At 69.5% G+C, this 26,861-nt stretch carries 22 protein-coding genes; 16 read left to right on the forward strand and 6 right to left on the reverse strand.

Features of this window, described 5'->3' with window-relative positions; genetic code table 11:
• Positions 1-83: 83 nt before the first annotated feature.
• The 12 genes from HRC28_RS04810 to HRC28_RS04865 all read left to right on the forward strand — a co-directional run bounded on the left by HRC28_RS04810 (position 84) and on the right by HRC28_RS04865 (position 16,170).
• Positions 84-3,680, forward strand: coding sequence for a CDP-glycerol glycerophosphotransferase family protein (locus tag HRC28_RS04810; protein ID WP_182379029.1), 3,597 nt, complete (start codon positions 84-86; stop codon positions 3,678-3,680).
• 61 nt (positions 3,681-3,741) lie between these two features.
• The gene (locus HRC28_RS04815; RefSeq protein WP_182379030.1) at positions 3,742-5,157 is read left to right on the forward strand and encodes a bifunctional cytidylyltransferase/SDR family oxidoreductase; all 1,416 of its coding nucleotides are present in this window, start codon (positions 3,742-3,744) and stop codon (positions 5,155-5,157) included.
• A 2-nt stretch (positions 5,158-5,159) separates the two neighbouring features.
• A complete protein-coding gene (locus HRC28_RS04820) occupies positions 5,160-6,527 on the forward strand; it encodes a polysaccharide pyruvyl transferase family protein (RefSeq protein ID WP_182379031.1) in 1,368 nt (455 codons plus the stop codon).
• A gap of 171 nt (positions 6,528-6,698) precedes the next feature.
• On the forward strand, positions 6,699-7,637 hold the full coding sequence (locus tag HRC28_RS04825; protein ID WP_182379032.1) for a DUF2520 domain-containing protein: 939 nt from the start codon (positions 6,699-6,701) through the stop codon (positions 7,635-7,637).
• On the forward strand, positions 7,634-8,563 hold the full coding sequence (gene panC / locus HRC28_RS04830; protein ID WP_182379033.1) for a pantoate--beta-alanine ligase: 930 nt from the start codon (positions 7,634-7,636) through the stop codon (positions 8,561-8,563). The genes HRC28_RS04825 and panC overlap by 4 nt, the downstream gene beginning before the upstream one ends.
• A 14-nt stretch (positions 8,564-8,577) precedes the next feature.
• A complete protein-coding gene (panD, locus tag HRC28_RS04835; protein WP_182379034.1) occupies positions 8,578-8,997 on the forward strand; it encodes an aspartate 1-decarboxylase in 420 nt (139 codons plus the stop codon).
• Positions 8,998-9,025: 28 nt separating this feature from the next.
• A complete protein-coding gene (locus HRC28_RS04840) occupies positions 9,026-10,774 on the forward strand; it encodes an L-aspartate oxidase (RefSeq protein WP_182379035.1) in 1,749 nt (582 codons plus the stop codon).
• A complete protein-coding gene (nadC, locus tag HRC28_RS04845; RefSeq protein ID WP_237111704.1) occupies positions 10,771-11,685 on the forward strand; it encodes a carboxylating nicotinate-nucleotide diphosphorylase in 915 nt (304 codons plus the stop codon). The genes HRC28_RS04840 and nadC overlap by 4 nt, the downstream gene beginning before the upstream one ends.
• A 4-nt stretch (positions 11,686-11,689) precedes the next feature.
• Positions 11,690-12,466 (forward strand): type III pantothenate kinase, encoded by a 777-nt coding sequence (locus tag HRC28_RS04850; RefSeq protein ID WP_182379036.1) that lies wholly within the window; start codon positions 11,690-11,692, stop codon positions 12,464-12,466.
• Positions 12,467-12,562: 96 nt separating this feature from the next.
• On the forward strand, positions 12,563-12,892 hold the full coding sequence (locus tag HRC28_RS04855) for an Lsr2 family protein (protein WP_182379037.1): 330 nt from the start codon (positions 12,563-12,565) through the stop codon (positions 12,890-12,892).
• A 141-nt stretch (positions 12,893-13,033) separates the two neighbouring features.
• Positions 13,034-15,601, forward strand: a complete 2,568-nt coding sequence (locus tag HRC28_RS04860) for an ATP-dependent Clp protease ATP-binding subunit (protein ID WP_182379038.1) — start codon at positions 13,034-13,036, stop codon at positions 15,599-15,601.
• A gap of 62 nt (positions 15,602-15,663) precedes the next feature.
• Complete coding sequence (locus HRC28_RS04865; protein ID WP_182379039.1) at positions 15,664-16,170, forward strand: nitroreductase family deazaflavin-dependent oxidoreductase; 507 nt, start codon at positions 15,664-15,666, stop codon at positions 16,168-16,170.
• A gap of 21 nt (positions 16,171-16,191) precedes the next feature.
• Here HRC28_RS04865 and HRC28_RS04870 read toward each other — a convergent pair whose 3' ends face one another.
• A complete protein-coding gene (locus HRC28_RS04870) occupies positions 16,192-17,082 on the reverse strand; it encodes an A/G-specific adenine glycosylase (RefSeq protein ID WP_182379040.1) in 891 nt (296 codons plus the stop codon).
• Positions 17,083-17,159: 77 nt separating this feature from the next.
• On the opposite strand from HRC28_RS04870, the gene HRC28_RS04875 reads away from it, so the two are divergent.
• Entirely contained in the window at positions 17,160-17,912 is a 753-nt protein-coding gene (locus HRC28_RS04875; protein ID WP_182379041.1) for a hypothetical protein, read from the forward strand.
• Positions 17,913-18,040: 128 nt separating this feature from the next.
• Here the strand turns inward: HRC28_RS04875 and disA are convergent, their stop codons facing one another.
• On the reverse strand, positions 18,041-19,114 hold the full coding sequence (gene disA, locus HRC28_RS04880; RefSeq protein WP_182379042.1) for a DNA integrity scanning diadenylate cyclase DisA: 1,074 nt from the start codon (positions 19,112-19,114) through the stop codon (positions 18,041-18,043).
• Positions 19,115-19,275: 161 nt separating this feature from the next.
• On the reverse strand, positions 19,276-20,712 hold the full coding sequence (gene radA, locus HRC28_RS04885; protein WP_182379043.1) for a DNA repair protein RadA: 1,437 nt from the start codon (positions 20,710-20,712) through the stop codon (positions 19,276-19,278).
• A gap of 71 nt (positions 20,713-20,783) precedes the next feature.
• On the opposite strand from radA, the gene HRC28_RS04890 reads away from it, so the two are divergent.
• Together HRC28_RS04890 and HRC28_RS04895 are read left to right on the forward strand one after the other, a co-directional pair.
• Positions 20,784-21,818: a LacI family DNA-binding transcriptional regulator gene (locus tag HRC28_RS04890; RefSeq protein WP_237111705.1), complete on the forward strand. Its 1,035-nt coding sequence runs from the start codon at positions 20,784-20,786 to the stop codon at positions 21,816-21,818.
• A 95-nt stretch (positions 21,819-21,913) separates the two neighbouring features.
• Positions 21,914-23,455, forward strand: coding sequence for a S8 family serine peptidase (locus HRC28_RS04895; protein WP_182379045.1), 1,542 nt, complete (start codon positions 21,914-21,916; stop codon positions 23,453-23,455).
• On the opposite strand, the gene HRC28_RS04900 is transcribed toward HRC28_RS04895, so the two are convergent.
• The 3 genes from HRC28_RS04900 to HRC28_RS04910 form a co-directional block, all read right to left on the reverse strand.
• Positions 23,449-24,135, reverse strand: coding sequence for a methyltransferase domain-containing protein (locus tag HRC28_RS04900; protein ID WP_237111706.1), 687 nt, complete (start codon positions 24,133-24,135; stop codon positions 23,449-23,451). The two genes, HRC28_RS04895 and HRC28_RS04900, sit on opposite strands and share 7 nt — an antisense overlap.
• Positions 24,136-24,356: 221 nt before the next feature.
• Positions 24,357-24,995: a VOC family protein gene (locus tag HRC28_RS04905; RefSeq protein WP_182379047.1), complete on the reverse strand. Its 639-nt coding sequence runs from the start codon at positions 24,993-24,995 to the stop codon at positions 24,357-24,359.
• Between the two features lie 103 nt (positions 24,996-25,098).
• On the reverse strand, positions 25,099-25,860 hold the full coding sequence (locus tag HRC28_RS04910; protein WP_182379048.1) for a hypothetical protein: 762 nt from the start codon (positions 25,858-25,860) through the stop codon (positions 25,099-25,101).
• A 58-nt stretch (positions 25,861-25,918) separates the two neighbouring features.
• Here HRC28_RS04910 and HRC28_RS04915 point away from each other — a divergent pair, with 58 nt between their 5' ends.
• The gene (locus tag HRC28_RS04915; protein ID WP_182379049.1) at positions 25,919-26,857 is read left to right on the forward strand and encodes a Ppx/GppA phosphatase family protein; all 939 of its coding nucleotides are present in this window, start codon (positions 25,919-25,921) and stop codon (positions 26,855-26,857) included.
• Positions 26,858-26,861: the final 4 nt, after the last annotated feature.

Here is a 26,861-nt window from a genome sequence, read left to right on the forward strand (position 1 = left end):
ACCCTCAGGTGGATCGATCGGATCGTTAGGATTCACGTCTTCACCCCGTAGTCGACCGTCTGCCGTACCTGAAGGATTCACTCTTGGCCTACGACCGAGCGCGCGCGAAGCAATCCCTGATCCGACTCGCGAAGTCGGGACCCGGACGGTTGCGCGGTCCCGTCGGTCGGTCCACGCGCCGCTTCCGTAACGGATTCAGCGGCACCCGGGTCTCGGTGGTCCTCCCGCTCAGCGACGACGAGACCACACGGATCGGGCCGTTGCTGGACACGCTGCGTGCCCAGACCTACCGCAACCTCGACATCGTGGTGGTGCCCTATGGCCGCCACGACAAGGTGCTGGAGATCGCCCGCGGCCATGCCGTCGCCGACTGGCGGATCCGGATCCGCTCGAAGGTCCAGCCCACGCTCGCGGCCGCCCGCAACGCCGGCATCGCTTCGGCGCGGGGCGCCGTGGTGATGGTCGCCAGTGGCGGCGATGACTTCCCGCTGGCCGCCGTCGCGCGCCTGGTGACCGCCCATGAGTTGTCCGGATCGCCGCTCGTGGTGGGCCAGATGAAGGAGCCCGACACGGTCGGCTGGGTCCCTGATTCGCCGTACGACGCCGCCCACCACGTCGACGTCTCCCGCACCACGCTCGTCGCGTCGCCGGTGGCGGTCACCGACCTGGGGGTCGGCAACAAGCTCTTCACCACCGCGCTGTGGAGCCAGTCCGGGCTGCAGTTCACCGATGCCCAGCCCAGTGGCGCTGCCGTCGCCCTCGGTCTGCTGCGGCACGCTGCGTCCTTCGACCTGCTCAAGCAGGCGACGTACGTTCCGACGGGTCGCCGGGACGGGGTCGGGGTCGGGACCGTGCACGACGCCCTGTCCGGTCTCGACGCCTGGATCGACGACCACACGCGCACGTGGCAGGCGATCACCTCGCTGGAACAACCGGACGCCCGCGACTGGTGGCTCTGGGGTGTCCTGGAAGCGGCCGTCCAGCCCCTCGTCGCCGATGTCGAACGCGCCGACGACCGCGAGTGGAAGACCCTGCGCGACCACGTCATCATGCTGCTGGAATCGGCCGACGAACGGATCTGGTCCCGGCTGTCCGCAGAGTCGCGCATCAAGATCTGGCTGCTGCAGCACGACCACCGCGAGCAGCTGGCGGAGTTCGCAGCGGCACGGCTCTTCGCTGGTGGCAGCTGTCCGACCGTCGTCCGCGACGGCAAGGTCTTCGCCCAGCTGCCGTTCCACGACGACGACGAGCTCGCCATCCCGGCTGACCTGTTCGAGATGCCGCCCGTGGAGACGCGCCTTGCGGCGGTGTTGCGCGACGTGCGCTGGGTCGCGGCCGATGCCATCGAGCTGACCGTCTTCGCAGCCATCGAGTTCGTCTCGATGTCGGAGTTGCCGGACGTGACCTGTGCCCTGGTCGACCAGGACTCGGGTGCGCGGATCGAGCTCGACCTCCGGCAGGCCCGCGACCTCCGGGCGAACCAGGGGTGGGAGCTGATGCCGCGCCGGTGCCAGGACGGTTCGTGGGGAGCGTTCGTCGCCACCGTCGCAGTTCCTGAACTGGTCGCCGCCTCCCGAACCGCTGGCCTGTCGGCCACCGGCCGCACCTGGCGGCTCGACGTCACCCTGACCGTCGACGGGGTGACCCGGTCCGGTCCGATCGCCCGCGTCGATGCGCAGGGCTCGGCAGGATTCGTCGGTGAGTACCACCTGGCACCCCGGCCCGCCGCCGGCGCCCTGGTCGGGTTCAGTCCGCGCGCATCCCTCGCCGGCGTGCGGGTGCTCCCGGACACCGGCCCGCGGCTGCGTTCGGTCGAGGTCACGGGCCGAGCGGTCAGCGGCACGATGGACGCCGCCGGACTCTCGATCGTCGCGGTGCGCGCGGCCGAGGGCGCGCTGCAGGCACGCGCCGCGACCGCCGTGGGCGAGGACGGGGCCACCACCTTCCGGATCAACCTGCCGCCCGCCTGGACCGGGCAGACCCGGTGGTCGCTCGTCGCACTGACCGCTGACGGCGCCGAGCACCCGATCGGCTGGCCGGCTGTCCACGCGCAGTGGCTGGGCGTCGGAGGCGGGGGGATCGTCGCGAGCCGCGACGCCCACGGCAACACCGAACTCCTCGAGGCCGCCGGTGTCCTGGTCGTCGACGACGTGGTGGTCGATGACCTCGATGCCACCGTGACCGGCCGCTGGCTCGCAGCCGAACCGCCGGGCGACGTACGCATCGAACTGGCGGGGCAGAAGGCCACTGTTGTCGGCACCATCGACCCCGCCGCGCCCGGTGAGGTGCGGGTCAACTTCCGGCTCGTCCACGACCGGTGGGGCCTGGGGGAGGCGCCGGTGCCCCAAGGCATCTATCCGGTCACCGTGGTGAGCGGTGGCCGTTCATCGATTGCCCCGCTCGGCGAGAACGCCATCGACAAGCTGCACCAGTTCACCGTCGGTGCCGCCTACACGTCGCGCCTCATGCGCTTCGGTCGGGACTGCAACATCGAGCTGCATCGCCCGATGGCTGATGACGAGCGCGGTCCGTACGCCCAGCAGGTCCTGCAGGACTGGTACGCCGCCACCGACTTCCCGCTCGAGGAAGACGCGGTCTACCTCCAGTCGTACGTCGGCGCGTCGGCCACCGACAGCCAGCTGGCCATCCACGAGGAACTGCGTCGTACCCGCCCCGAACTCACGATCTACTGGGGTGTCACCGACACCGCGTCGTGGGTGCCCGAGGGCGGCATCCCGGTCGTCCTGAACACGCGTGCGTGGTACCGCGTACTCGGCAGCGTGAAGTACCTCTGCCTCAACATCGACCCGGAGCGGTGGTTCTCGCGCAAGCCGGGGCAGAAGATGCTGCAGACCTTCCACGGCTACCCGGCCAAGTCGATGGGGCTGCGCATGTGGCGCGCCAAGAACTTCACCCAGAAGCGGATCGAGCTCGAACTCCACCGCACGTCGGGGGAGTGGGACCTGATCCTCACGCCCGAGCCGGCGATGGACGAGCACTACCGCCGGGAGTACGACTACGACGGGCCGATCCACAGCCACGGCTACCCCCGTGACGACGTCCTCGTCTCGGCGGAGGCAACGGCGTTGCGCGAAGAGACCCGGCTGCGGCTCGGGATCCGCCCGGACCAGAAGGCAGTGCTCTACGCGCCGACCTGGCGCGACGACCTGGCAACGAACTGGCGCAGTGCCGAGATGGTGCAGCACCTGGACCTCGAGGCCGCCAGTCGCGCGCTCGGGCCGGACTACGTGCTGCTGATGCGCGGGCACCGGTTCCATGCGGCGACGACCGCGACCGGTGGCGAGGCCGCCCGATTTCTCGACGTCACCGACTACCCCGAGATCAACCACCTGATCCTGGCGTCCGACGCAGCGGTCCTCGACTACTCCTCGCTGCGCTTCGACTTCGCCCTGACCCAGCGCCCGATGATCTTCCTCGTCCCCGACCTGGACACCTACGTCGGCGGCGTCCGCGGATTCCTCTACGACTACCGCGACTCCGCTCCCGGTCCGTTGGTCGACACCGCCGACGAAGCGGTCCGCCTGCTGCGCGACTTCGCCGGTCTCGAGCGGGCGTGTGCGCCGGAGTTGGCCCGGTTCCACGAGAAGTACAACCACCTGCAGGACGGCGAGTCCGCCCGTCGGGTGGTCGAAGCGTTCTTCGCTCAGGTCGTCGAGTAGCCCCGCGAGGAACGAGCGGGGCGTATCGAGACGCCGGGCCGGCACTACTAACCTGTTCTCCATGTCGAATCCCGTGAAGAACGTCGCCGTCCTCCTCGCCGGTGGCGTGGGGGCCCGGGTGGGTCTCGACATCCCCAAGCAACTGATCAAGGTCGCCGGCAAGACCCTCCTCGAGCACACCCTGGTGGCGCTGCACGACCACCCGGACGTGGACGAGCTCATCGTGATGATGGCGCCCGGCCACACCGACGCGGTCCGCGAGATCACCCGTGGCGACGCGTACCCGAAGGTCACCGCGATCCTCGAGGGCGGCGACACCCGCAACGCCACGACCCAGCTCGCGATCAACCACCTGCAGACGAGTGCCGCCGGCGCCGAGGTGCGGATCCTGCTGCACGACGCGGTGCGTCCGCTCGTCACGCCGCGCATCATCGGCGAGTGCTTTGCCGCACTGGAGTCCTACCCGGCAGTCGACGTCGCGATCCCGTCAGCGGACACGATCATCGAGGTGGCCGAGGACGACACGATCCGGAGCATCCCGCCCCGTGCCTCCCTGCGTCGGGGTCAGACGCCGCAGGCGTTCCGCCTCGACGTACTCGCGAAGGCCTACGAGATCGCGGCCGCCGATCCGGACTTCACCGCGACCGATGACTGCAGCGTGGTGCTGCGCTATCTCCCCGACGAGCCGATCATCGTGGTGCGCGGCGACGACCGGAACATGAAGGTCACCGAGCCGATCGACGTGTTCATCGCCGACAAGCTCTTCCAGCTCACCGGCATCGACCTCCCGCGAGCGAAGACCGACGAGGGCTACAAGGACGCGCTCGCCGGCAAGACGATGGTGGTCTTCGGTGGCAGCTACGGCATCGGTGCGGACATCGCGGCCCTCGCGACGTCGTACGGCGCCACGGTGCTGACGTTCAGCCGGTCCACCACCAACACCGACGTGGGCCGACGGTCCGACGTCGCCGCCGCCGCGAAGCAGGCGATCACCGCGACCGGGTCGATCGACTTCGTGGTCAACACCGCCGGCGTCCTGCCCCGCGGCGAACTGCTGGAGACCAGCGAGGAGACCGTTTACGCCGCCACCGAGATCAACTACCTCGGGCCGATCTTCATCGCGCAGGAGTTCTTCCCGCACCTCGCGGCCACGCGCGGCGCGCTCCTCCTCTTCACGTCGAGTTCCTACACGCGCGGACGCGGCGGCTACAGCCTCTACTCCTCCGCGAAGGCGGCGACGGTCAACCTCACCCAGGCGCTGGCGGACGAGTGGGCCGACTCGGGTGTGCGGGTGAACTGCATCAACCCCGAGCGGACCGGCACCCCGATGCGCACCAAGGCGTTCGGTGACGAGGCGCCCGGGACCCTGCTGGATTCGCAGGTCGTCGCGCGCACCTCGGTCGACGTACTGATCTCCGACCAGTCGGGCCATGTCTACGACGTCCGCAAGGACGACCCGTTCAGCCTGGGCGACTGAGTGTGAAGAGAATTCTGCTGCGGTCGGGCAAGGACCCGTTCGACGTCCTGAGCGTCGAGGAGTCCATCGAGCGCGACGTGCTCGGAACCAACGCCGGCAACCTGATCTTCAGCAATGCTTCCCACAAGATCCTCTCGACGCCGGACACCCAGGTGGATTCCAACGGCCTGACCGTCTTTCCGGGGCTCGTCGAGAAGATCAACAGCGAGTACGACGCGTTCGTCGTCCCGCTGGCCAACGCCTTCCGGCCGAGCTTCGCTCCGGCACTGCAGCGCCTGACGCGCGTCGTGCGCCAGTTGAAGGTCCCCGTCGTCGTTCTCGGTGTCGGTGCGCAGGCCAATGCGGAAGGCGATCTCGCCGCCCTGGGCCCACTGGAGGACTCGGTGCGCGACTTCGTCTCGGCCGTTCTCGATCACGGCCCCTCGATCGGCGTGCGCGGCGAGTTCACGGCCGACTACCTCGCTGGCCTGGGCTTCCGTGACGTCGAGGTGATCGGCTGTCCGTCGATGTTCTTCGACGGCCCTGTTCTGCAGCCCGTCCGGCCCGTCGGGGAGTTGTCGGAGAGTTCACGGATCGCCGTCAACGGCGCCCACGCAGCTATGCGGAGCCTTGGCCTGGATCGCATCATCACCCGGATCCACGAGCAGTTCCCCGAGACGACGTTCATCGGGCAGAACACGGTGGAGGCCGCGCAGTTGCGCTGGCGTGACATCTCGTCACCCGCGGGGGCGGTGAAGCTGATGCCGACCCACCCCGAGCACCCGATGTTCGGGGAGGGCAGGGCGCGGGTCTACGTGGACCCGGCGTCGTGGATCAACGACCTGCGGGGCTTCGACGTCTCCATCGGTGCCCGGATCCACGGCAGCATCGCCGCGCTGCTCGCCGGAACGCCTGCGCTCGTGCTCTGTGGCGACTCCCGGACGATGGAGTTGTGCCGCTACTTCGAGATCCCGCACCGGATGCTGAAGTCGCTGCCCGAGGACGTCGACCCGGTCGCGCTCATCGAGGAAGCCGACTGGTCGCCGATGGCCACGGGGCATCGCGACCGATTCGACAGGTTCGCTGCGTACCTCGACCGGCACGGCCTGGCGAACACGTTCGCCCACGGAGGCGGTGGCGCCGCCTTCGACGACCGGATGGCGAGTCTCGACTTCCCGGCAGGGGTCCAGCCCTCGCATCTTTCCGACCTCGAGGCCTCCCGCGAGCACGTGGCCTGGCTGCGTGAGCAGACCCGCGAATCACGGCGCCAGGACCAGGTTCGGCTGAGCCAGGAACTCCTGGATCGCCTGTCGCCCGCGACGGGTGCGTCGCCCGTGAGGCGTGCGGCTCGGCGGCTCGCCCGTGCCCGGCAGCGCACGGACCGCGACTGATGTGACAGGGGCCACGGAACGACCCCGTTCCGTGGCTGGCGCAACCGGCGTACCGTTGTCTCGTCCCGGAACCCCGGGGCGCAGGAAAACGTGAGCACAACGTCCGGTACCCACCCCGGCTCCGCCCGCAAGGGAGGAGTGGTCGGAGGGACGGGAACGAAAGGTTCTCAGATGTCCCACAAGTTCCGCGTGGGCGTGATCGGCGCTGGCCGCGTCGGTGCCGTCCTCGCTGCGGGTCTGCACGCCGCCGGTCACCATGTCGTGTCCGCTGCCGGCGAGTCCGACGCTTCCCGTCGCCGCGCCGCCGAGCTGCTGCCCGGCGTCCCGCTGCGCAAGCCGAGCGACGTCGCGCGCGATGCCGACCTGTTGCTGCTGACCGTTCCCGACGACATGCTCCCCAACGTGGTGCAGGTCCTCGCCGCGAGCGGTGCGATCCGGGCCGGGCAGTACGTCGCCCACACCTCTGGTCGCCACGGCCTGGCCGTGCTCGCCCCGGCTGCTGAAGTCGGCGCGCACGTGATCGCCCTGCACCCCGCCATGACCTTCACCGGCACCGTCGTCGACCTCGAGCGCCTGCACGGCTGCGTCTTCGGCCTCACCGCCGGACCCGCCGAGCGCGAGGTCGCCGAAGGCCTCGTTTCTGACCTCGGCGGGCGCCCCACCTGGGTGCCCGAAGAGATGCGCACGCTCTACCACGCGGGTCTCGCCCACGGTGCCAACCACCTCGTCACCCTGGTGAGCGAGGCCATGAGCATGCTCGCTGCCGCTGGTGTGGACGACCCGTCCGGCACGCTGCGCCCGTTGCTCGACGCCGCCCTCGACAACGCCCTCGCCCACGGTGACGCCGCCCTCACCGGGCCGATCGTCCGCGGCGACGTGCAGACCGTTGCGGCCCACCTGGCCGACATCTCGCGCAACGCACCCGACACCCTTCCGTCGTACGTCGCCATGGCCTGGGCCACGCTCGACCGCGCCGTCACGGATGGCCGCCTGATCCCGATCCGCGCGCAGAAGATGGCCGACGTGCTCGGTGCGTACGGCGACCGGAGCATCGAGTCCCGCTTCGCTCGCCCCTCGACCGCAGGTGACGCGGGGGCCGACCAGGCATGACTGCCACCACCACACCGGCTGTCGCACGCAGCCGGGCAGACCTCGCCGGCCTGCTGGTTTCGAGGCTCGCGAGCTCGCACCTCAACCACCGGGCAGATGCTCCTGTCGTGCTGGTGCCCACGATGGGCGCCCTGCACGAGGGGCACGCGACCCTGATGCGGGCCGCGCGCGAGCGTGCCGGCGCCGATGGCGTCGTCGTGGTCTCGATCTTCGTCAACCCGCTGCAGTTCGGTGCGGGCGAGGACCTCGACCGCTACCCGCGCACGTTCGACACCGACCTCGAGATGGCCGCGACCGAGGGCGTTGACGTCGTCTTCGCGCCAGTGATCGCCGAGATGTACCCCGACGGCGTCCCGCACGAGGTCTCGACAGGCTCGACCACCGGGATCGACGCCGTCACGGTCCAGCCCGGCCCGCTCGCCGACATCCTCGACGGCGCCAGCCGGCCCGGACACTTCCGGGGCGTGCTCACCGTGGTCGCCAAGCTCTTCGGCCTGGTCCGTCCCGACATCGCGATCTTCGGCGAGAAGGACTACCAGCAACTGACCCTGATCCGGCGGATGGTCTCCGACCTCTGCCTCGGCATCGAGATCGTCGGTGCCCCCACGGATCGGGAGCCCGACGGGCTCGCCCGGTCCAGCCGCAACCGGTACCTCGACGACGAGCAGCGCCAGCAGGCCGCCACGTTGAGCCGTGCCCTCCGTGCGGCCCAGGAACGGGCGTCGTACGGCGTCGCGGCAGCCCGGTGGGCTGCCATGAGTGTCATCAAGGAGGAGCCGGGCGTGGAACTCGACTACCTCGCGCTCACCGATTCGGGTCTGGGCGAGCTGCCCGACTTTCCGGAAGCCGGCACCGAAGGCCGGATCCTCGTTGCAGCCAGGGTCGGTACGACCCGGCTCATCGACAACATGACCTTGCAGTTCTGAGAAGGGGAAAACCCATGCTGCGCACCATGATGAAGAGCAAGATCCACCGCGCGACCGTGACGCAGGCCGACCTGCACTACGTCGGCTCGGTCACCGTCGACGAGGACCTCCTCGACGCGGCCGACCTGTTGGCGGGCGAGCTGGTGCACATCGTCGACATCGACAACGGCGCCCGCCTCGAGACGTACACGATCGCCGGCGAGCGCGGCACGGGCGTCATCGGCATCAACGGTGCTGCTGCCCGCCTCGTGCACCCCGGCGACCTGGTCATCCTCATCGGCTACGGCCAGATGACGACCGAGGAAGCCAAGGAGTTCAAGCCGAGCGTGGTCTTCGTCGACGCCGACAACAAGATCATGGCCACCGGGTTCGACCCGGCCGAGACCTTCGGCGACCCGAGCCTCGAGCGCGGCGACGTCACCGCCTCGCGCTGAACCGGCTGCGGATCAGTAGCCTGCAGGAATGTCTGACCACGTGCCCCCGGCCGCCGTACGACGTCTGCCCGGTCGGCTGAACGCCCCCGGGCCCGGCTGGACCACCCGCGCGGATGTCGTCATCGTCGGCTCCGGCATCGCCGGCCTCACTGCGGCGCTGCGCCTGCGGGGGCACGTCGACAAGATCCTCGTCGTCACCAAGGACGTCCTGGCTGCCGGCTCGACCCAGTGGGCACAAGGTGGCATCGCCGCGGCGCTCGGGCCGGGGGACACCCCCGAGGAGCACGAGGTCGACACCCTCGTTGCCGGCGCTGGCGCCTGCGACCTGGACGCCGTGCGGATCCTGGTCAACGAGGGCCCGGAGGCCGTTCGTGAACTGATCGCGCTCGGCACGAACTTCGACCACACCGACGACGGCGAACTGTCGCTCACCCGCGAGGGCGGGCACCACCGCGACCGGATCGCGCACGCCGGCGGCGACGCCACGGGTGCGGAGATCCAGCGGGCGCTGATCGCGGCCATCGAGGCCGCCCCCGACATCGAGGTCATCCAGCACGCGCTGGCCGTCGACCTGCTCCTGGGCGAGGACGAGAACGGCGTGAGCGGCGTGGCCGGCCTCACCCTGCACGTCATCGGTGAGGGTGAGCGGGACGGCGTCGGTGCCGTGAACTGCCGCGCGGTCGTCCTGGCCAGCGGCGGCCTCGGCCAGGTGTTCTCCCAGACCACGAACCCGTCGGTCTCCACCGGCGACGGCATGGCCGTGGCGCTGCGGGCCGGTGCGACATTGCGCGACCTGGAGTTCGTCCAGTTCCACCCGACCGTGATGTATCTCGGCCCCGACTCCCGTGGCCAGCAGCCGCTGATCTCGGAGGCCGTTCGTGGCGAGGGCGCGTTCCTCGTCGACGGCCCGCCGGAAGAGGGCGGCACCCGCTTCATGCAGGGCGTCCACGAACTCGCCGATCTGGCCCCTCGTGACGTCGTCGCCAAGGCGATCATGAAGCGGATGATCGAGACGGGTCGACCGCACATGTGGCTTGACGCGCGCCACCTGGGCGCGGAGTTCTGGGAGAAGCGCTTCCCGACGATCCTCGCCACCGCCCGCTCCCACGGCGTCGACCCGGTCAACGCGTTGATCCCCGTCGCACCTGCCTGCCACTACGCCTCCGGCGGAGTCCGCACCGACCTGTACGGCCGCACCGACCTGCCCGGCCTCTATGCCACCGGTGAGGTCGCCTGCTCGGGTGTGCACGGCGCCAACCGACTCGCCTCCAACTCGCTGCTTGAGGGGCTCGTGTTCTCGCGGCGGATCGCGGACGTGCTGCCCGGGGAGCTCGCCCCGTGGCGCGAGGCCACCGAGGACAGTCGTACGGCGGGGCTCGTTGCCGGCGACGTACGCCGGGAACTGCAGGAGGCGATGTCCTCCAGGGTCGGTGTCCTTCGTACGGCGCCCGGCCTCGCCGAGGCAGGTGCCGTGCTCGACAAGCTGGCCGGCCACGTCGCCGACGTCGTGGGCCAGGACGCCTGGGAGGCCACCAACCTGGTCACCATCAGCGCCGCCCTCACCGACGCTGCCGCGCTGCGCGAGGAGACCCGCGGGTCGCACTGGCGCGAGGACTTCCCCGAACGCGATGACGCCCACTGGGCCGGGCACTTCGACGTCCGGATGACCGACGGGGTGAGCACGGTGGCCTTCGTTGCCTCGCCTGCCACCGACGGCACGGTCAACGGTGCAGTCGATGCCAAGGTCGATGCCAAGGTCGATGGAGGTGCCGCGTGATCGCGCGGACGTCGTACGACGCCCTGCCGGCGTCGCTCGTCGAGGAGATCGCCGCAGCCGGACTCTCGCCGCAGGCGATCTACGACCACATCGCGCTGGCGTTCGAGGAAGACCTGCCTGGTGGCGCCGACGACGTCACCAGCGCCGCGATGCCGGACATGGGCCGCGCCGTCGCTGACTTCGTGGCTCGCGAGCCGGGGGTCGTGGCGGGCCTCGCCATCGCCGAACTCTCGTTCATCTACGCCCTCGGTGACGCCGTGGAACTGAGTGGCCGCGTGCCCGACGGCACCCGTGTCGAGCCCGGCGACGTCGTACTCACCGTGTCGGGCCCCGTCCAGGGCGTCCTGACCGCCGAGCGCACCGCTCTCAACTTCGCGTCGCACCTGTCGGGCGTCGCGACGGCGACCGCTGCCTGGGTCGACGCCCTGGCCGGCACCAGTGCGCGGGTGCTCGACACCCGCAAGACACTGCCGGGCTGGCGCGCGTTGCAGAAGTACGCCGTTGCGTGCGGTGGTGGCGTCAACCACCGGTTCAGCCTTGTCGACCGCGCGATGGTCAAGGACAACCACGCCGTTGCCGCGGGTGGACCCGTGGCCGCCTACCAGGCCGTCGTGGCCGCCAACCCCGGCCTGCGGGTGGAGGTCGAGGTCATGAACCTCGACGAACTGCGCGACGTGCTCGCCGCTGGCTGCACCGAGGTGCTGCTGGACAACATGAGCACCGCAGACATGGCCGAGGCCGTCCGGATCAACCAGGCTGCGGGCGGCAACGCCACTCTCGAGGCGTCGGGCGGGCTCACCCTCGAGCGCGCCCGTGAGGTCGCCGAGACCGGTGTCGACTTCATCTCGGTCGGTGCGCTGACCCACTCGGTCAACGTGTTCGACCTCGGCCTGGACTTCCGGACCACGTAGTCCCATGCCGCTGCTCGCCGCCGACATCGGCAATGCCCACACCGTCCTCGGGTTGCTCGAGGACGGCGAAGTCGTTGCCGACTGGCGGGTGTCGACCGACGAGCGGCGCACGGCCGACGAGTGGTCGGTGCTCCTGCGCGGGCTGCTCGGCGACCTGGAGCAGGACGTCACCGGGATCGTCGTGTGCTCGACGGTGCCCGCCGGACTGAACGCATGGCGCGAGATGCTCGCGGTGCATTTCGCCGATGTCGCGCAGGTGATCGTCGAACCCGGTATTCGCACCGGAGTTCCGATCATGGTCGACAATCCCCGCGAAGTCGGCACCGACCGGATCGTCAACGCACTTTCCGCAGCGGCCGATTATTCGGGTCCCGCAATCGTCGTCGACTTCGGCGGTACGGCGACGACTTTCGACGTCGTCGATGCCCAGAGCCGGTACATCGGCGGAGCGATCACTCCCGGAATTGAGATCTCTCTCGACGCATTGAGTCGCGGCGGCGCCCAATTGCGCATGGTCGAACTCGTGCGCCCACGCGGCGTCATCGGCAAGAACACCGTCGAGGCCCTCCAGTCCGGAATGGTCTTCGGTGTCGCCAGTCAGGTAGAAGGCATGGTCGAGCGCCTCATTGCCGCATTGGGATGTGTCACCGAGGACGTCGCGGTGATTGCCACCGGACATCTCGCCCCACTGGTCTTCGAGGATTGTCGGTGCTTTACCGACCACTCCCCGTGGCTGACCCTGCGCGGACTGGAAAAGGTGTTCCTCCGCAATCAACGGTGATGTCGATATTCACTGCCTTGTGCTTTGATTGTTTCAATGAACTCGTGGACACGAGTCAATTCGTGACAATGCAGAGAAGCAGAGGAGTTTCCCGCGATGGCGCAAAAGGTCAGCATCACCCTGGTGGACGACATCGACGGCACCGAGGCGAGCCAGACGGTGGTCTTCGGTCTTGACGGCACCAGTTACGAGATCGACCTGAACGACACGAATGCCGATGCGCTCCGGGAAGCCCTGGCGACGTACGTCGGCCACGGCCGCAAGGTCGGCCGCGCTGCCCGGCGGGGTGCGCGCGCCGCGGCGTCATCCGACAGTGGCGTCTCCGCCAGGGAGATCCGCGAGTGGGCCCGATCCAACGGCCACGCCGTCCCCGAGCGCGGCCGGATCCCTGCCGACGTACGCGAGGCCTTTGATTCGGCCAACTGACGCCGAAAAGAGAGAACAACCCGGCCCTACGGGCTGGGTTGTTCGCTGTCAGCGGACTGGAAATGAACCCGAACATGGAACGCGTAGGCTGTTCGAAGGGTTGTATCTCCAGAACTTCCCTGTGACGTGAGGAGCGTGCTGATGTTCGAGCGGTTTACTGACCGAGCCCGCCGTGTGGTCGTGTTGGCCCAGGAAGAGGCTCGCATGCTCTCCCACAACTACATCGGGACCGAGCACATCCTGCTCGGCCTGATCCACGAGGGCGAGGGAGTCGCCGCGAAGGCGCTGGAGTCCCTCGACATCTCGCTGGAGGCGGTCCGCGCCCAGGTTGAGGAGATCATCGGCCAGGGCCAGCAGGCGCCGTCGGGACACATTCCCTTCACGCCTCGTGCCAAGAAGGTGCTCGAGCTGTCCCTGCGCGAGGCGCTGCAGCTCGGCCACTCCTACATCGGGACCGAGCACATCCTGCTCGGCCTGATCCGCGAGGGCGAGGGCGTGGCCGCCCAGGTCCTCCAGAAGCTCGGTGCCGACCTCAACCGGGTGCGCCAGCAGGTCATACAGTTGCTGTCCGGCTTCCAGGGCAAGGAGAGCGGCCAGTCCGCTTCCGCGTCCGGCAGCACGAGTGGTGGCGAGACCCCGTCGTCGTCGCTGGTCCTCGACCAGTTCGGCCGCAACCTGACGCAGGACGCCCGCGAGGGCAAGCTCGACCCGATCATCGGCCGCGCGCCGCAGATCGAGCGGGTCATGCAGGTGTTGTCGCGCCGTACCAAGAACAACCCTGTCCTCATCGGCGAGCCCGGTGTCGGCAAGACCTCGATCGTCGAAGGTCTTGCCCAGGACATCGTCAAGGGCAACGTGCCGGAGACGCTGAAGGACAAGCAGATCTACACGCTCGACCTCGGTGCGCTCGTCGCCGGTTCCCGCTACCGCGGTGACTTCGAGGAGCGGTTGAAGAAGGTCCTCAAGGAGATCCGCACCCGCGGCGACATCGTGCTGTTCATCGACGAGATCCACACCCTCGTCGGTGCCGGTGCGGCCGAGGGCGCGATCGACGCGGCGAGCATCCTCAAGCCGATGCTGGCCCGTGGCGAACTGCAGACCATTGGTGCGACCACCCTCGACGAGTACCGCAAGTACCTCGAGAAGGACGCTGCGCTGGAGCGCCGCTTCCAGCCGATCCAGGTTCCCGAGCCGTCGGTGGCCGACACCATCGAGATGCTCAAGGGCATCCGGGACCGGTACGAAGCGCACCACCGGGTGACCATCACCGACCTGGCGCTGGTCTCGGCGGCGACGCTGGCCGACCGCTACATCTCCGACCGGTTCCTTCCGGACAAGGCGATCGACCTGATCGACGAAGCCGGCTCGCGCCTGCGGATCCGCCGGATGACGGCGCCCGCCGACCTGCGTGAGTACGACGACAAGATCAACGATGTGCGCCAGCGCAAGGAGGGCGCCATCGATGGTCAGGACTTCGAAGCCGCCGCGCGTCTGCGCGACGAGGAGAAGCAGCTGATCCTGGCCAAGTCCGACCGCGAGAAGCAGTGGCGCTCCGGTGACATGGACGAGGTGGCCGAGGTCGACGAGGAGCTGATCGCCGAGGTGCTGGCGGTCGCGACCGGCATTCCGATCATCAAGCTCTCCGAGGAGGAGTCCACGCGACTGCTCAAGATGGAGGACGAGCTGCACAAGCGCGTCATCGGCCAGGAAGAGGCCGTGCGCGCGCTGAGCCGGGCCATCCGTCGTACTCGCGCCGGGTTGAAGGACCCCAAGCGTCCCGGCGGTTCGTTCATCTTCGCCGGCCCGTCCGGTGTCGGTAAGACGTGGCTGTCCAAGACCCTCGCCGAGTTCCTCTTCGGTGACGAGGACGCGCTCATCCAGCTCGACATGTCGGAGTTCAGCGAGAAGCACACCGTGTCGCGGCTCTTCGGCTCGCCTCCGGGCTACGTCGGCTACGAAGAGGGCGGCCAGCTCACCGAGAAGGTGCGCCGCAAGCCGTTCTCCGTGGTCCTGTTCGACGAGGTCGAGAAGGCCCACCCCGACATCTTCAACTCGCTGTTGCAGATCCTGGAGGAAGGTCGCCTGACCGACTCCCAGGGCCGGGTCGTGGACTTCAAGAACACCGTCATCATCATGACCACCAACCTCGGTACGAAGGACATCAACAAGTCCGTCAACCTGGGCTTCCAGCAGGGCAGCGACACCGCGGGCTCCTACGACCGGATGAAGAACAAGGTGCAGGACGAGCTCAAGCAGCACTTCCGCCCGGAGTTCCTCAACCGTGTGGACGAGATCATCGTGTTCCCGCCGCTGTCGCAGGCGCAGATCGTCGCCATGGTCGACAACATGATCGCTTCGGTGGAGCTCCGGCTCAAGGATCGCGACATGCAGCTCGAGCTGACCCAGGCGGCGAAGAACCTGCTCGCCACCCGCGGGTTCGACCCCGTGCTGGGTGCGCGGCCGTTGCGTCGCACGATCCAGCGCGAGATCGAGGACACCCTCGCCGAGAAGATGCTCTTCGGTGAGGTCGGCCCCGGCCAGATCGTGCTCGTGGGTGTCGACGGCGAAGGCCCGGACGCGTCGTTCACGTTCGAGGGCCAGAAGGTCAACAGCGTTCCGGACATGCCGCCGCTCGAGACGGTCTCCGAGCCGTCGGGCGACGTCGCGGAACTGTCCGGCGACGCCGACCCGCTCGCCAGCAGCGAGTAGCAAGCCCTGATCCGACCCGGTCCGTCATCGACGGACCGGGTCGGACCTGCTTTGATCGGGACATGGCGAGCATTCCTGACTACCGCTGGGGCACGGAGAACGCAGTGGTGCAGGGCATGGCCGTGCGGATCGCGGCCAGCAAGCCCGGCTCCTTCGTGATCCGCAAGCTGATGCCGCTGGATCGCAAGGTCCTGTTGCGCACCCGGGGGCGCCGCACCGTGCTGGGGCCGATCGGGTTGCCCACCTTGCTGCTGGAGACGACGGGTCGCAAGTCGGGCCAGAAGCGGCTGAGCCCGCTGCTCTACGCCCGCGACGAGGGTGAGTCGGTGGTCGTGGTCGGTTCGAACTTCGGCCAGGCGCACCACCCCGCCTGGACGGGCAACCTGCTGGCCCAGCCGGAGGCGCGCGTCATCAGCGGCGGCTCCGAGATCCCGGTGGTCGCTGAGCTCCTCGCGGGCGCGGAGGCCGACGCCGGGTGGCAGAAGATGGTCGATCTCGCCGGCAACTACGCGGTCTACAAGACCCGCACCGACCGGGAGATCCGGGTCTTTCGCCTGACCCCCTCCTGACGTCCGTAGGGACGGTCGCGGTCAGGGGAGGGCGTAGTGGCCGTCGCCGGTGCGGACGAGCAGACCATCGGCGAGCAGTGAGGTCAGGGCCCGTTCGCGTTGCACGGGTTCGTCCCAGGCCGCGTCCAGGCGCTTCTTCGGTACGGCGCCCGGTGCATCGCGCAGCACCGCGAGCAGCCGTCCGCGGCACTGCCGGTCGGTGCCCGCATAGCCCTGCACCGGTCGCGGTGGTCCGTCGTACGCCGGCGCGCCGGCCTGTTGCCAGGCGCAGGCGTCCCGCACCGGACAGTCGGCGCACCGGGGTCGATCGGCCGTGCACACCAGCGCTCCCAGCTCCATCACGGCCACCGACCAGGTCGCGGCGGTCGGTGCGTCGTCGGGCAGCAGGGCCGCGCCGAGGTCGCGCTCGGCGCGGTTGACCGACCGTGCGGGGAACTCGACACCGGTCACCGTGCGGGCCAGGACCCGGCGCACGTTGGTGTCGAGCACGACCTGCCGTTGGCCGTACGCGAACGCGGCGATGGCGGCCGCGGTGTAGTCGCCGATGCCGGGCAGCGCCAACAGTTCGTCGTACGACGACGGGACGACACCGTCGTGCTGCTCGGTGATGGCGACCGCCGCCGCGTGCAGGCGCAGCGCGCGTCGGGGGTAGCCGAGTCGTCCCCAGGCCCGCACTGCTTCACCCGAGGCGTCGGCCGCGAGCGCTGCGGGAGTCGGCCAGCGATCCAGCCAGGCCTCGTGGACGGGGAGCACGCGAACCACGGGCGTCTGCTGGAGCATGAACTCACTCACCAGGACCGACCACGCCGAGGCCTCGGGGCGCCGCCACGGCAAGTCGCGGGCGTGCTCGTCGAACCACTGGAGAATGGGGGCAACCAGGCGTTCGCCGGGGTCCGTCGTACTCGTTGTCATCGCAGACCCATTGTGACTTCGGCCCTGTCCGGCGGGTCAGCCGGGATCACGGTGCGTCGCTGACTACCGTCGGTGGCATGTCGTCGCAGCGCCGCCCCTCCAGCGCCCGCGGCCGGACCACGCGCGGCTCATTGCCCTCTGACGTCTACTGGCGGCGGCGCCTGTTCGTCGGCACCGTGGCCTTCTCGCTCGTGTTCGTGATCGCGCAATGGCTGACCGGTGGCAGCGACGGTTCCTCGGACGAGACGCCCGCGGCCGAGCAGGCCGGCGCGCAGGTGTCGGCAACGCAGACGGTGACCGCGGGTGAGGCGACTTCGACCGCGCCCGTGACCCCGGGCGCGAAGGTGACGCCGACCCTGGCCGCGCCGGAGGGCATCTGCAAGCCCGCCGACGTCGCCGTCACCCCCTCCGTCGCCAAGGGCCAGGCTGCCGGCGGGAACGTCACCCTCAGCCTCTCGCTGCAGACCGTCACCGCCGAAGCCTGCACGTGGCAGGTCTCCAGCACCAGCGTCACGGTCCGGATCGCCAAGGGCAACGAAGAGATCTGGTCGACGCGTCAGTGCGCCCGGGCCGTGCCGTCCCAGTCCGTCGTCGTACGACGAGCGGTGGCCACGATCGTGACGATGACCTGGAATGCCCGCGAGTCGAATCAGGGCTGTACGTCGCGCACCCACTGGGTGTTGCCCGGTGACTTCACCATCGCCGCCGCGGCGCTCGGGGGAGAGCCGGCGGAGGCTGCGTTCAGTCTCGGCCGGCCCGCCAACCGGACTGTTGTGGTGACGCCGACGCCGAAGGGCACGCCCACGCCGAAGGCCACGCCCACGCGGTAGCCCCGGCCACCTTCCAGCACCACCGCACCTGGTTTCGAGACGCGCGGTTCCGGCCTCGTACCTCGGCCGGACGCGCCCTCAACCTCTTCGGCCTACGCTGACCGCTCGTTCCTCGCGGTCAGCGGGCCTCAGACGTAGCGCTCGAGGATCGTCGACTCTGCCAGCCGGCTGAGGCCTTCGCGCACACTGCGGGCGCGCAGTTCGCCGACACCCTCGACGGCCTGCAGGTCGTCGATGCCGGCGGAGAGCAACTTCTGCAGGGTGCCGAAGTGGTCGACCAGGCCTTCCACGACGTTCGTGGGGAGGCGCGGGACCTTCGTGAGCAGGCGGTAGCCGCGGGGGGCCACGGCGCCGTCGAGATGTTCGCCGGTGCCGATGCCGAGCACCTTGGAGACCGCGGACGGGTCGACCAGGTCGGTCGCCGACAGGGCCTCGAGCTTCGACAGGAGTTCGTTCGGGTCGCGGCTGCGGCGACGCGAGGGGACGTAGTCACGGATCACGAGCTCCCGCTCGGTGTCGACGCCGGTGATCAGTTCCTCGAGCTGCAGCGCGAGGAGGCGGCCGTCGGTGCCGAGCTCCAGGACGTAATCCTCGATCTCGCGGGCGATCCGGGTGACCATCTCCAGGCGTTGGGCGACGACCGCGACGTCGCGGACCGTGACCAGGTCCTCGATCTCCAGCGCGGACAGGGTGCTCGACACCTCGTCGAGGCGCAGCTTGTAGCGCTCGAGCGTTGCGAGCGCCTGGTTGGCGCGGGACAGGATCTGGCCGGAGTCCTCGAGCACGTGGCGCACGTCGCCGACGTACACGGCAATGATCTGCATCGACTGCGACACCGAGATGACGGGGCGTCCGGTCTGCTTGGCGACGCGGTCGGCGGTGCGGTGCCGGGTGCCGGTCTCCTCGGACGGGATGCCGTGGTCGGGCATCAGGTGGACGGCGGCCCGGATGATCCGGGTGAGGTCGCCATCGACGATGATCGCGCCGTCCATCTTGGCCAGCTCGCGCAGGCCGGTGGCGGTGAACGGGACGTCGAGCTCGAAGCCGCCGGTGCACAGCGTCTCGACGAGCTTGTCCTGACCGAGCACGATCAGGGCGCCAGTGCGGCCACGCAGGATCCGCTCGAGGCCGTCGCGCAGCGGAGTGCCCGGCGCGATCAGGGCGAGCGTCTCGCGGAGTCGGGGGTCGGCCGACGTGATCACGAGGGCTCCTCCCTTGCTGACTGGCTGGCTGGCGAACTTGCTGGCACGGACCGTGCTGGTGAAACGGGAACGCTCGTACCCTATCGATCAGTACCCACCTTGGCGCAGGGTTATCCCTACTGGCGGCTGTTCGGATCTGTTCGGGCGTCCCGGGACGCCCGTCAGTCGGCCGCTTCGAGAACTTCCAGCGCGTGCTTGGTACGACGGTCGAGGTGCAACAGGCGCAGGGCGGTCGCGACGTCGGGCGCTTCCACGACCCGCATCCCATCGATCATCCGGTCGGTGCTGGCGCGGCGCACTCCTTGCGCGGCACCAGGATCCGCCGGCACGACGGCCATCTCGAACCCGAGTCGCGCGGCTTCGGCGAGGCGCAGCGGCAGGTCGCGCACCCGGCGCAGTTCGCCGGAGAGCCCGATCTCACCCATCGCCACGACGCCAGCCGGGGGTGCGCTGACGAAGGTCGCCGAGGCGACGGCGATGGCGACCGCGAGGTCGCTGCCGGGGTCGGTGAGCCGCGCGCCGCCAACGGTGGAGGCGAACACGTCGTGCTGGTGGAGCTTGATGCCGCAGTGCTGCTGGAGCACCGCGAGCACCATGGCCAGGCGCGAACCGTCGAGCCCGGACGTCGTACGCCGCGGACGCTCGGCGGGGGAGACCGTCACCAGCGACTGCACTTCGGCCAGCAGCGGACGCCGGCCCTCCATGGTGACGGCGACACAGGTGCCGGCAACGCGGCCGTGGTGGCGCTCGGTGAAGATGCCGGTCGGGTCGTCGACGGCACGGATGCCGTCGGGGCCGAGGTCGAAGCAGCCGACCTCGTCGACGGGGCCGAAGCGGTTCTTGACCGCGCGCAGCATCCGGAAGCGCGAATCGCGGTCGCCCTCGAAGTGCAGCACGACGTCGACGAGGTGCTCCAGCACGCGGGGTCCGGCGATCCCGCCGTCCTTGGTGACGTGGCCGATCATCACGACCGTGATGTCGCGGCTCTTCGCCATCCGCACCAGCGCCTGGGCGACTTCCTTGACCTGGGTGACGCCACCGGAGATGCCGTCGACCTCCGAGGCGCTGATGGTCTGCACGGAGTCGACCACCACCATCTTCGGGCGGACCTGCTCGATGTGGGTGAGGACCGCGCCGAGGTCGGTCTCGGCCGCGAGGTAGAGCTCGTCGTGGATGGCTCCCGTGCGGTCGGCACGCAGGCGGACCTGGGCCGGTGACTCCTCGCCGGTGATGTAGAGCGTGCGCTGGGAGCGCTGGGCGGTGCGGGCGGCGACCTCCAGTAGCAGGGTCGACTTGCCGACGCCGGGCTCGCCGGCGAGCAGCACCGCGGCGCCGGGCACGAGCCCGCCACCGAGCACCCGGTCGAGCTCGGGCACGCCCGAGAGATGGTGGACGGCGGTGTCGGCCGAGATCTGTCCGATCGGCACTGCGGCCGAGGTCACGGCCGAGGCCGTCGTACGGCTGGTGGAAGCGCTGGCGCCCGCGACCTCGGACACCGAGCCCCACGCCTGGCACTCGCCACAACGGCCCACCCATTTCGCGGTGGACCAGCTGCACTCGCCGCATCGGTAAGTCGAACGTACTTTCGAACCAGCCATGTTCTTGAAGGTAGGACATGGGTCCGACATCACCGAGTCGCCACGCCCGACGAGCGTGGGATCATGGGCAGGTGGACACTCCTCGGCTTCCGGCGACGCTCGCCGACGTCGCGGAGCGTGCGGGCGTTTCGCGGCAGACCGTGTCCAATGCGATCAACAGTCCTGACCTGCTCCGCGCCGACACCCTGGAGCGCGTGCGGGCGGTCATCGACGACCTCGGCTACACCCCCAATCAGGCCGCGCGACAACTCCGCACCCGTTCCTCGCGGCTGATCGGCCTGCGCCTGACGCCGCCGCAGGAGTTCACCGCCAACATGGCGATGGACCGGTTCGTGCGCAGCCTGGTCGAGGCGTCGCGGGTCGTCGGCTACCACGTCCTGCTGCTCTCCACCGGCCCCGTCGCCGAGGGCTCCCGGCCTGAGCCGATGAGCGGGTACGACGACCTGCTCCGCTCCACCGCCGTCGACGCCTTCGTGGTCACCGACACCTACCTCGGCAACCAGCAGACCGTCGGACTGGCCGAGCGGCGGGCTCCGTTCGTCGCGTTCGGTCGGCCCTGGGACGACCCCGGAGCCACGCACCCGTGGGTCGATGTCGACGGCGCCGCCGGCGTGCACGCCGCGACCGATCACGTCCGCGAACTCGGCCATGAGCGGATCGCCTGGATCGGCTGGAAGCCCGGCTCCAGGCTGGGAGACGACAGGCGCGAGGGCTGGCACCGCGCGATGGCAGCCCATGGGCTCTCGACGTCGGGGCTCGAAGCCGCCGTGGAGGACACCGTCGAATCCGGTCGTCAGGCTGCGTCGGAGCTCCTCGACGCGGTCGGACCGTCGGCCTTCGTCTGCGCCTCCGACACCCTTGCCGTGGGCGTCCTCCAGGCGCTCACCGACCGCGGGATGCCCGCTGGTCGCGACGTCGCGGTCGTCGGATTCGACGATTCGCAGGTCGCCCAGGTGCTGGGGCTGACGTCGGTGCGCCAGCCGCTGGAGCAGGTTGCGGTCGAGTTGGTCGACGCCCTCACCGGGCTGCTCGGTCCCCTCGGGTACGACGCCACGGGAGTCCTGCTCGCGCCGAAGCTCGCCATTCGTCGTACCACCTCCGGTTGAGGAGAATCTCCTGCCCGGGAGGGGGCGACAAGGACACTGTGCGGGTGTGAGGATGACGGCGCAGTAATCCTGCATCTCACTCGGAAGGAACACCCATGCCCTCAGGTGTCAATCGGCGACTCCGTGTCGCCACTCTCGCGGTTGCGACCGGCCTCACCGTGGCCAGTCTCGCCGCGATCGGATCCGGTGCCAGCGCGGCGCCGACCGGCGCTCTCGACGGTCCCCCGTCCACCCCGGTCCCGATCTCCACGCCCGATGGCGTGGTGTCGTCGTACCTACTCAACACGAAGATCGTGAACCCCGGCCAGGTGCGTCTGGTCGAGCGGGCAGTGCGCGCCGCGGACGGCGTCGTCGTCCAGACCTGGCCCCAGATCGGCGTCATCGTCGCCCACAGCGACCAGGCCGACTTCCGTGACCAGGTCCGCGCACTCGCGGGCCACGCGCTCGAGTCCGTCGGCGCCACCCGCACCGTGTCGGTCCTCGAGGGCACGCCCGAGGGTGTCCCGGCCCCGTGGGGTCCGGGCAACGGCCAGGTCGGCAAGAGCTCCACGGCCGACCGCGAGGCCGACACCACCGGCGCCGAGGCCACGCTCGCGGTCACGCCCGATCCGCGTGAGTCCGAGCAGTGGGACCTCGCGATGATCAAGGCCGACCAGGCGCACGAGATCACCGATGGTTCGAGCGATGTCGTCGTCGGCGTCCTCGACAGCGGCATCGACCCCGACCACCCCGACCTGGCGGCGAACATCGACGTCGCCGACTCCGTGAACTGCACCGACGCCGGCCGCCCTGACACCTCGGCCACCGGTTGGTACCCCACGACGAGCGACCACGGCACCCACGTCGCCGGCACCATCGGTGCCGCCCGCAATGGCACCGGCATCGTCGGCGTCGCGCCCGGCGTGAAGATGGCGTCCGTGAAGGTCGTCAGCGACGAGGGCTTCATCTACCCCGAGTTCGCGGTCTGCGGCTTCGTCTGGGCCGGCCAGCACGGCATGGACGTCACCAACAACAGCTACTACGTCGACCCCTTCATGTTCTACTGCGAGGACCAGGCCGACCAGTACGCCGCCAAGGAAGCCGTACGACGTGCGGTGGCCTGGTCCACCGACAAGGGCGTCGTGCACGCCGCTGCGGCCGGCAACTCGTCGTACGACCTGGCGAACAAGACGACCGACGACACCAGCCCGGACGACAGCACGCCGATCGTGCGGACCATCAACAGCGAGTGCGACGACATCCCCACCGAACTCGATGGTGTCGTCACCGTCTCGTCGCTGGAGCGCTTCCCGACCACGGGGCTGGAGAACCGCCTCTCGGGCTTCAGCAACCGCGGTCTCGGCGTCATCGATGTCGCCGCGCCCGGTTCGCGGATCCTGTCGACCATCGTCACCAACAACGGCTACGGCCTGAAGTCCGGTACGTCGATGGCTTCACCCCACGTCGCCGGAGTCCTGGCCCTGATGAAGTCGGTTCACCCGGACTGGACGCCGGCACAGATGGTCGAGAAGTTGCGGGCCCAGGCCGACGACCACGCCTGCGTGGTGGCAACCGCTGGCGCCCCGTGCGTCGGCACCGACCAGGACAACAGCTACTACGGAGAGGGCGTCGTCGACGCACTCGACGCCGTTCAGTGAACGCGTGACCAGAGGTTGACGGCGTAGTCGACCTCGAGGCCGTCGTGATGGGTCAGGATCTCGTCCGCAATGTCGGGCTTGAACTCGATCCGTACGACGGCCTCGAGGTCGGCACGCTTCTCGAAGCGCCACCCCATGTCGACGCGGTCGAGCGTCCAGCCGCGGATGCTCCAGAACCGCTCGGTGTCGGCGGGGGAATCCAGGTGCGGGTAGCCGCGCCGGAACCACCCGCCGAAGGTGGAGCGCGAACCGTCATTGTCGATGATCAGTGCCGTGCCGCCCGGCCGCAGCACCCGGTCGAGTTCGACCAGGCCGGGCTCGCAACCGCGGCCGAAGAAGTACGCCCACCGCGCCTGTACGACGTCCACGGACGAGTCGGGTAGCGGGATCGCCTGCGCGGTGCCGGCCAGCACCTCGCCGTTGGCGACGCCACGTGCCCGGAGCCGGCGCTCGGCCAGCCGGGTCAGGCCGGTGTGCGGCTCGACACCGATGACCTTCGCCGCGGTCGTGGCGAAGCGCGGCAGGTGGAACCCCGAGCCGCAGCCGAGGTCGAGCACGACCTGGCCGGACCAGTCGACCCGTGCCTCCATCGCCGACCAGAGGCGGCCGTCGGGGTCGGCGGCGTGGTTCTCGAGCTCGTAGGTGGCGGTGTGGTGCCAGATGTTCGGGCTGGGAATCACTCTGCCTGTTGGGCGCTCGCTTCGCTCGCGCATGTCGTGCCGCCCCCTTGCGCCGTTTCTTCCTCCCCCGCTCGCTCGTACCTCGCTCGCTCCTCCGTCCAGAAACGGCGGGCGGCACGACGGGTTCGACCGAGTCACGTTACAGCTGTCGCATCACGTTCATCTGATTCTCGTCGGGCGCCCGAAGGGCGCCCGACATGCCCGAGCGAAGCTCGGGCCAATCAGATACGGACGATGCCGTTCGGCGTGAGGACCTGCGCGGCAAGGATGCCGGGGGTGCCGTGCGGGGCAACCCACTCGACCTTGACGTCCTCGAGCGGAGCCTCGACGGTCTCGCCGAGCCACTCGCTGACCCGCTGCGGGTCACCGGCGATCTCGATGCCCGCGAGCGACACGTTGCCGTCGGCACCGGCGGACGGGTGCAGCTCGGCCGGCACGTCCCAGTGGATGAAGAAGGGGAGCTGCGGGTCTGCGATCAGGCCGTTGATGCCGATCTGCTGCCACTTCAGCGAGGTGCCGTCGGGGCGGTGTCGCGAGCCCGGGGCGGCGGCGCGGCCGAGGCGCTCCTCGACGACGGAGATGTCCGGGACGGCGACGGCCCAGCCGAGCCAGCCGCCACCGAGGGCGGAGCGGGCCTTGACGGCCTGGCCGAAGGGCGCCTTGTCGGACGCCGGGTGGTCGAGTGCCTGGACGATCTCGAGGTAGATGCCGTCGGCCAGCGGAAGGATCATGTTGACCGTGCCGAAGCGGGGGTGGACACCACCATCGACGAATTCACGACCGAGTGCTGCCCCGAGGCGCGCAGCGGTGCTCTCGAGTCCGTCGGGTCCTGCCGCGTAGGAGAGATGGTCGAGGCGCATGCCACACATTCTGAGCCTGTGCTGAGAGAGGGAAACCAGCGGGGTCCGGGTTTCTTGATGTCGAGAGGTGGTCGTCACGCCCGGAGGGGCCGACGGGGCAGCCTCAGCGAGGGTCGGCGGGGTGCAACGCCAGGGCCGACCGCGAACGCAGATGCGCCTCGGCGTGGACCACCAGCTGGTCGTACCCCTTGCGGCCCATCAGCGCGACCAGTTCGGCTTCGTTGGAGATGTAGACCGGTTCCATGCCGACGTGGGCCTCGGTGTTGCCCGAGCAGTACCAGTCGAGGTCGTGGCCGCCGGGGCCCCAGCCGATGCGGTCGTACTCGGTGATGCAGACCTCTGTGTACGACGACCCGTCCATCCGCTCGACTTCACGGAAGGTGCGTCGGATCGGCAACTGCCAGCACACGTCGGGCTTGGTCTCGAGCGGGTTGCGACCCTGGTCGAGGGCGAGCCCATGAAGCGCACATCCCGCTCCAGCGTGGAAGTTCTCGCGATTCGCGAACACGCAGGAGTTCTGGCCGTCGACCTTGTGGGCGCGCGTCTTGCGCTCGCCGTCGTCGTCCTTCTCCACCCAGTCCTTGCGCTTCACCGGGCGCCCGGGGTGGTGCTGCCACTGCTCGGGAGTGAGTTGCTCGACGAAGCCGGCGACCCGCTCCTCGTCCTCCTTGTCGGCGAAGTGCGCGCCGAGCGTGCAGCAGCCGACGTCGGGAGAGTCGGCGTAGATGCCGGCGCAGCCGCTGCCGAAGATGCAGGTGAAGTTCGACGTCAGCCAGGTCAGGTCACAACGAAGGACTTCGGTCTCGTCGGCGGGGTTCTGGAATTCCACCCACGCGCGGGGAAAGACGAGCGGGACTTCAGGCATCCGCCCAATCTAGATGAGATCTGGTGGCTCGCCGCGTCGCGGCTAGTACCTTGGACGCATGCGGCTGGGCGTCCTCGACATCGGTTCCAACACCGGTCATCTCCTCGTGGTCGACGCCCACGACGGTTCGGCCCCGCTCCCGGCGTACTCCTACAAGGAGCCGCTTCGCCTCGCCGAACACCTCGACGAGGCCGGCGATGTGTCACAGACCGGCATCGACGCGCTCGCCGCCTTCACGGCGCAGGCCGTGCGTGTGGCCGAGGAGAAGGGCTGCGAGGAGATGCTCTCCTTCGCGACGTCCGCGGTGCGCGACGCCGGCAACTCCGAAGCTGTCCTTGCTCATGTCGAGCAGCAGACCGGCGTGCGGATCGCCGTACTCCCGGGGGAGGACGAGGCCCGCCTCACCTTCCTGGCGGTACGACGATGGTTCGGCTGGTCGGCCGGCCGACTCGCTGTCTTCGACATCGGCGGGGGGTCCCTGGAGATCGCCGCCGGCTCCGACGAGCGGCCGACTGTTGCGTGGTCGCTGCCGTTGGGCGCCGCGCGCCTGGCCCGCGCGGAGTTCGCCGCGGCCCCGGATGAGGAGCACCTGCGCCAGATCCGGCGCCGGATCCGCTCCGAGATCGCCCGCGATGCCGGCCACCTGCTGCGCGGCGGGACCACGCATCGCGCTGCCGCGACGTCCAAGACCTTCCGTTCGCTGGCGCGGATCTGTGGTTCGGCGCCGTCGGGCGACGGCCCGCTCGTCCCGCGTTCGCTGCCCTTGTCCGAGTTGCGCCACTGGATCCCGAAGCTGGTCGCGATGACGCCCGAGGAGCTGGCCGAGCTGCCCGGCGTCTCCCCGAGCCGCACCCACCAGATCGTTCCGGGCGCCCTGGTCGCCGAGGCGTGCATGGACATCTTCGACCTCGCCGAGCTGGAGATCTGTCCGTGGGCGCTGCGTGAAGGCGTGATCCTGGAGCGCATCGACAAACTCGGTGTGGCCGACGGACCGTGACGGT

Source organism: Nocardioides sp. WS12, from assembly GCF_014108865.1.
In the GTDB taxonomy this organism is placed as follows: Bacteria; Actinomycetota; Actinomycetes; order Propionibacteriales; family Nocardioidaceae; genus Nocardioides.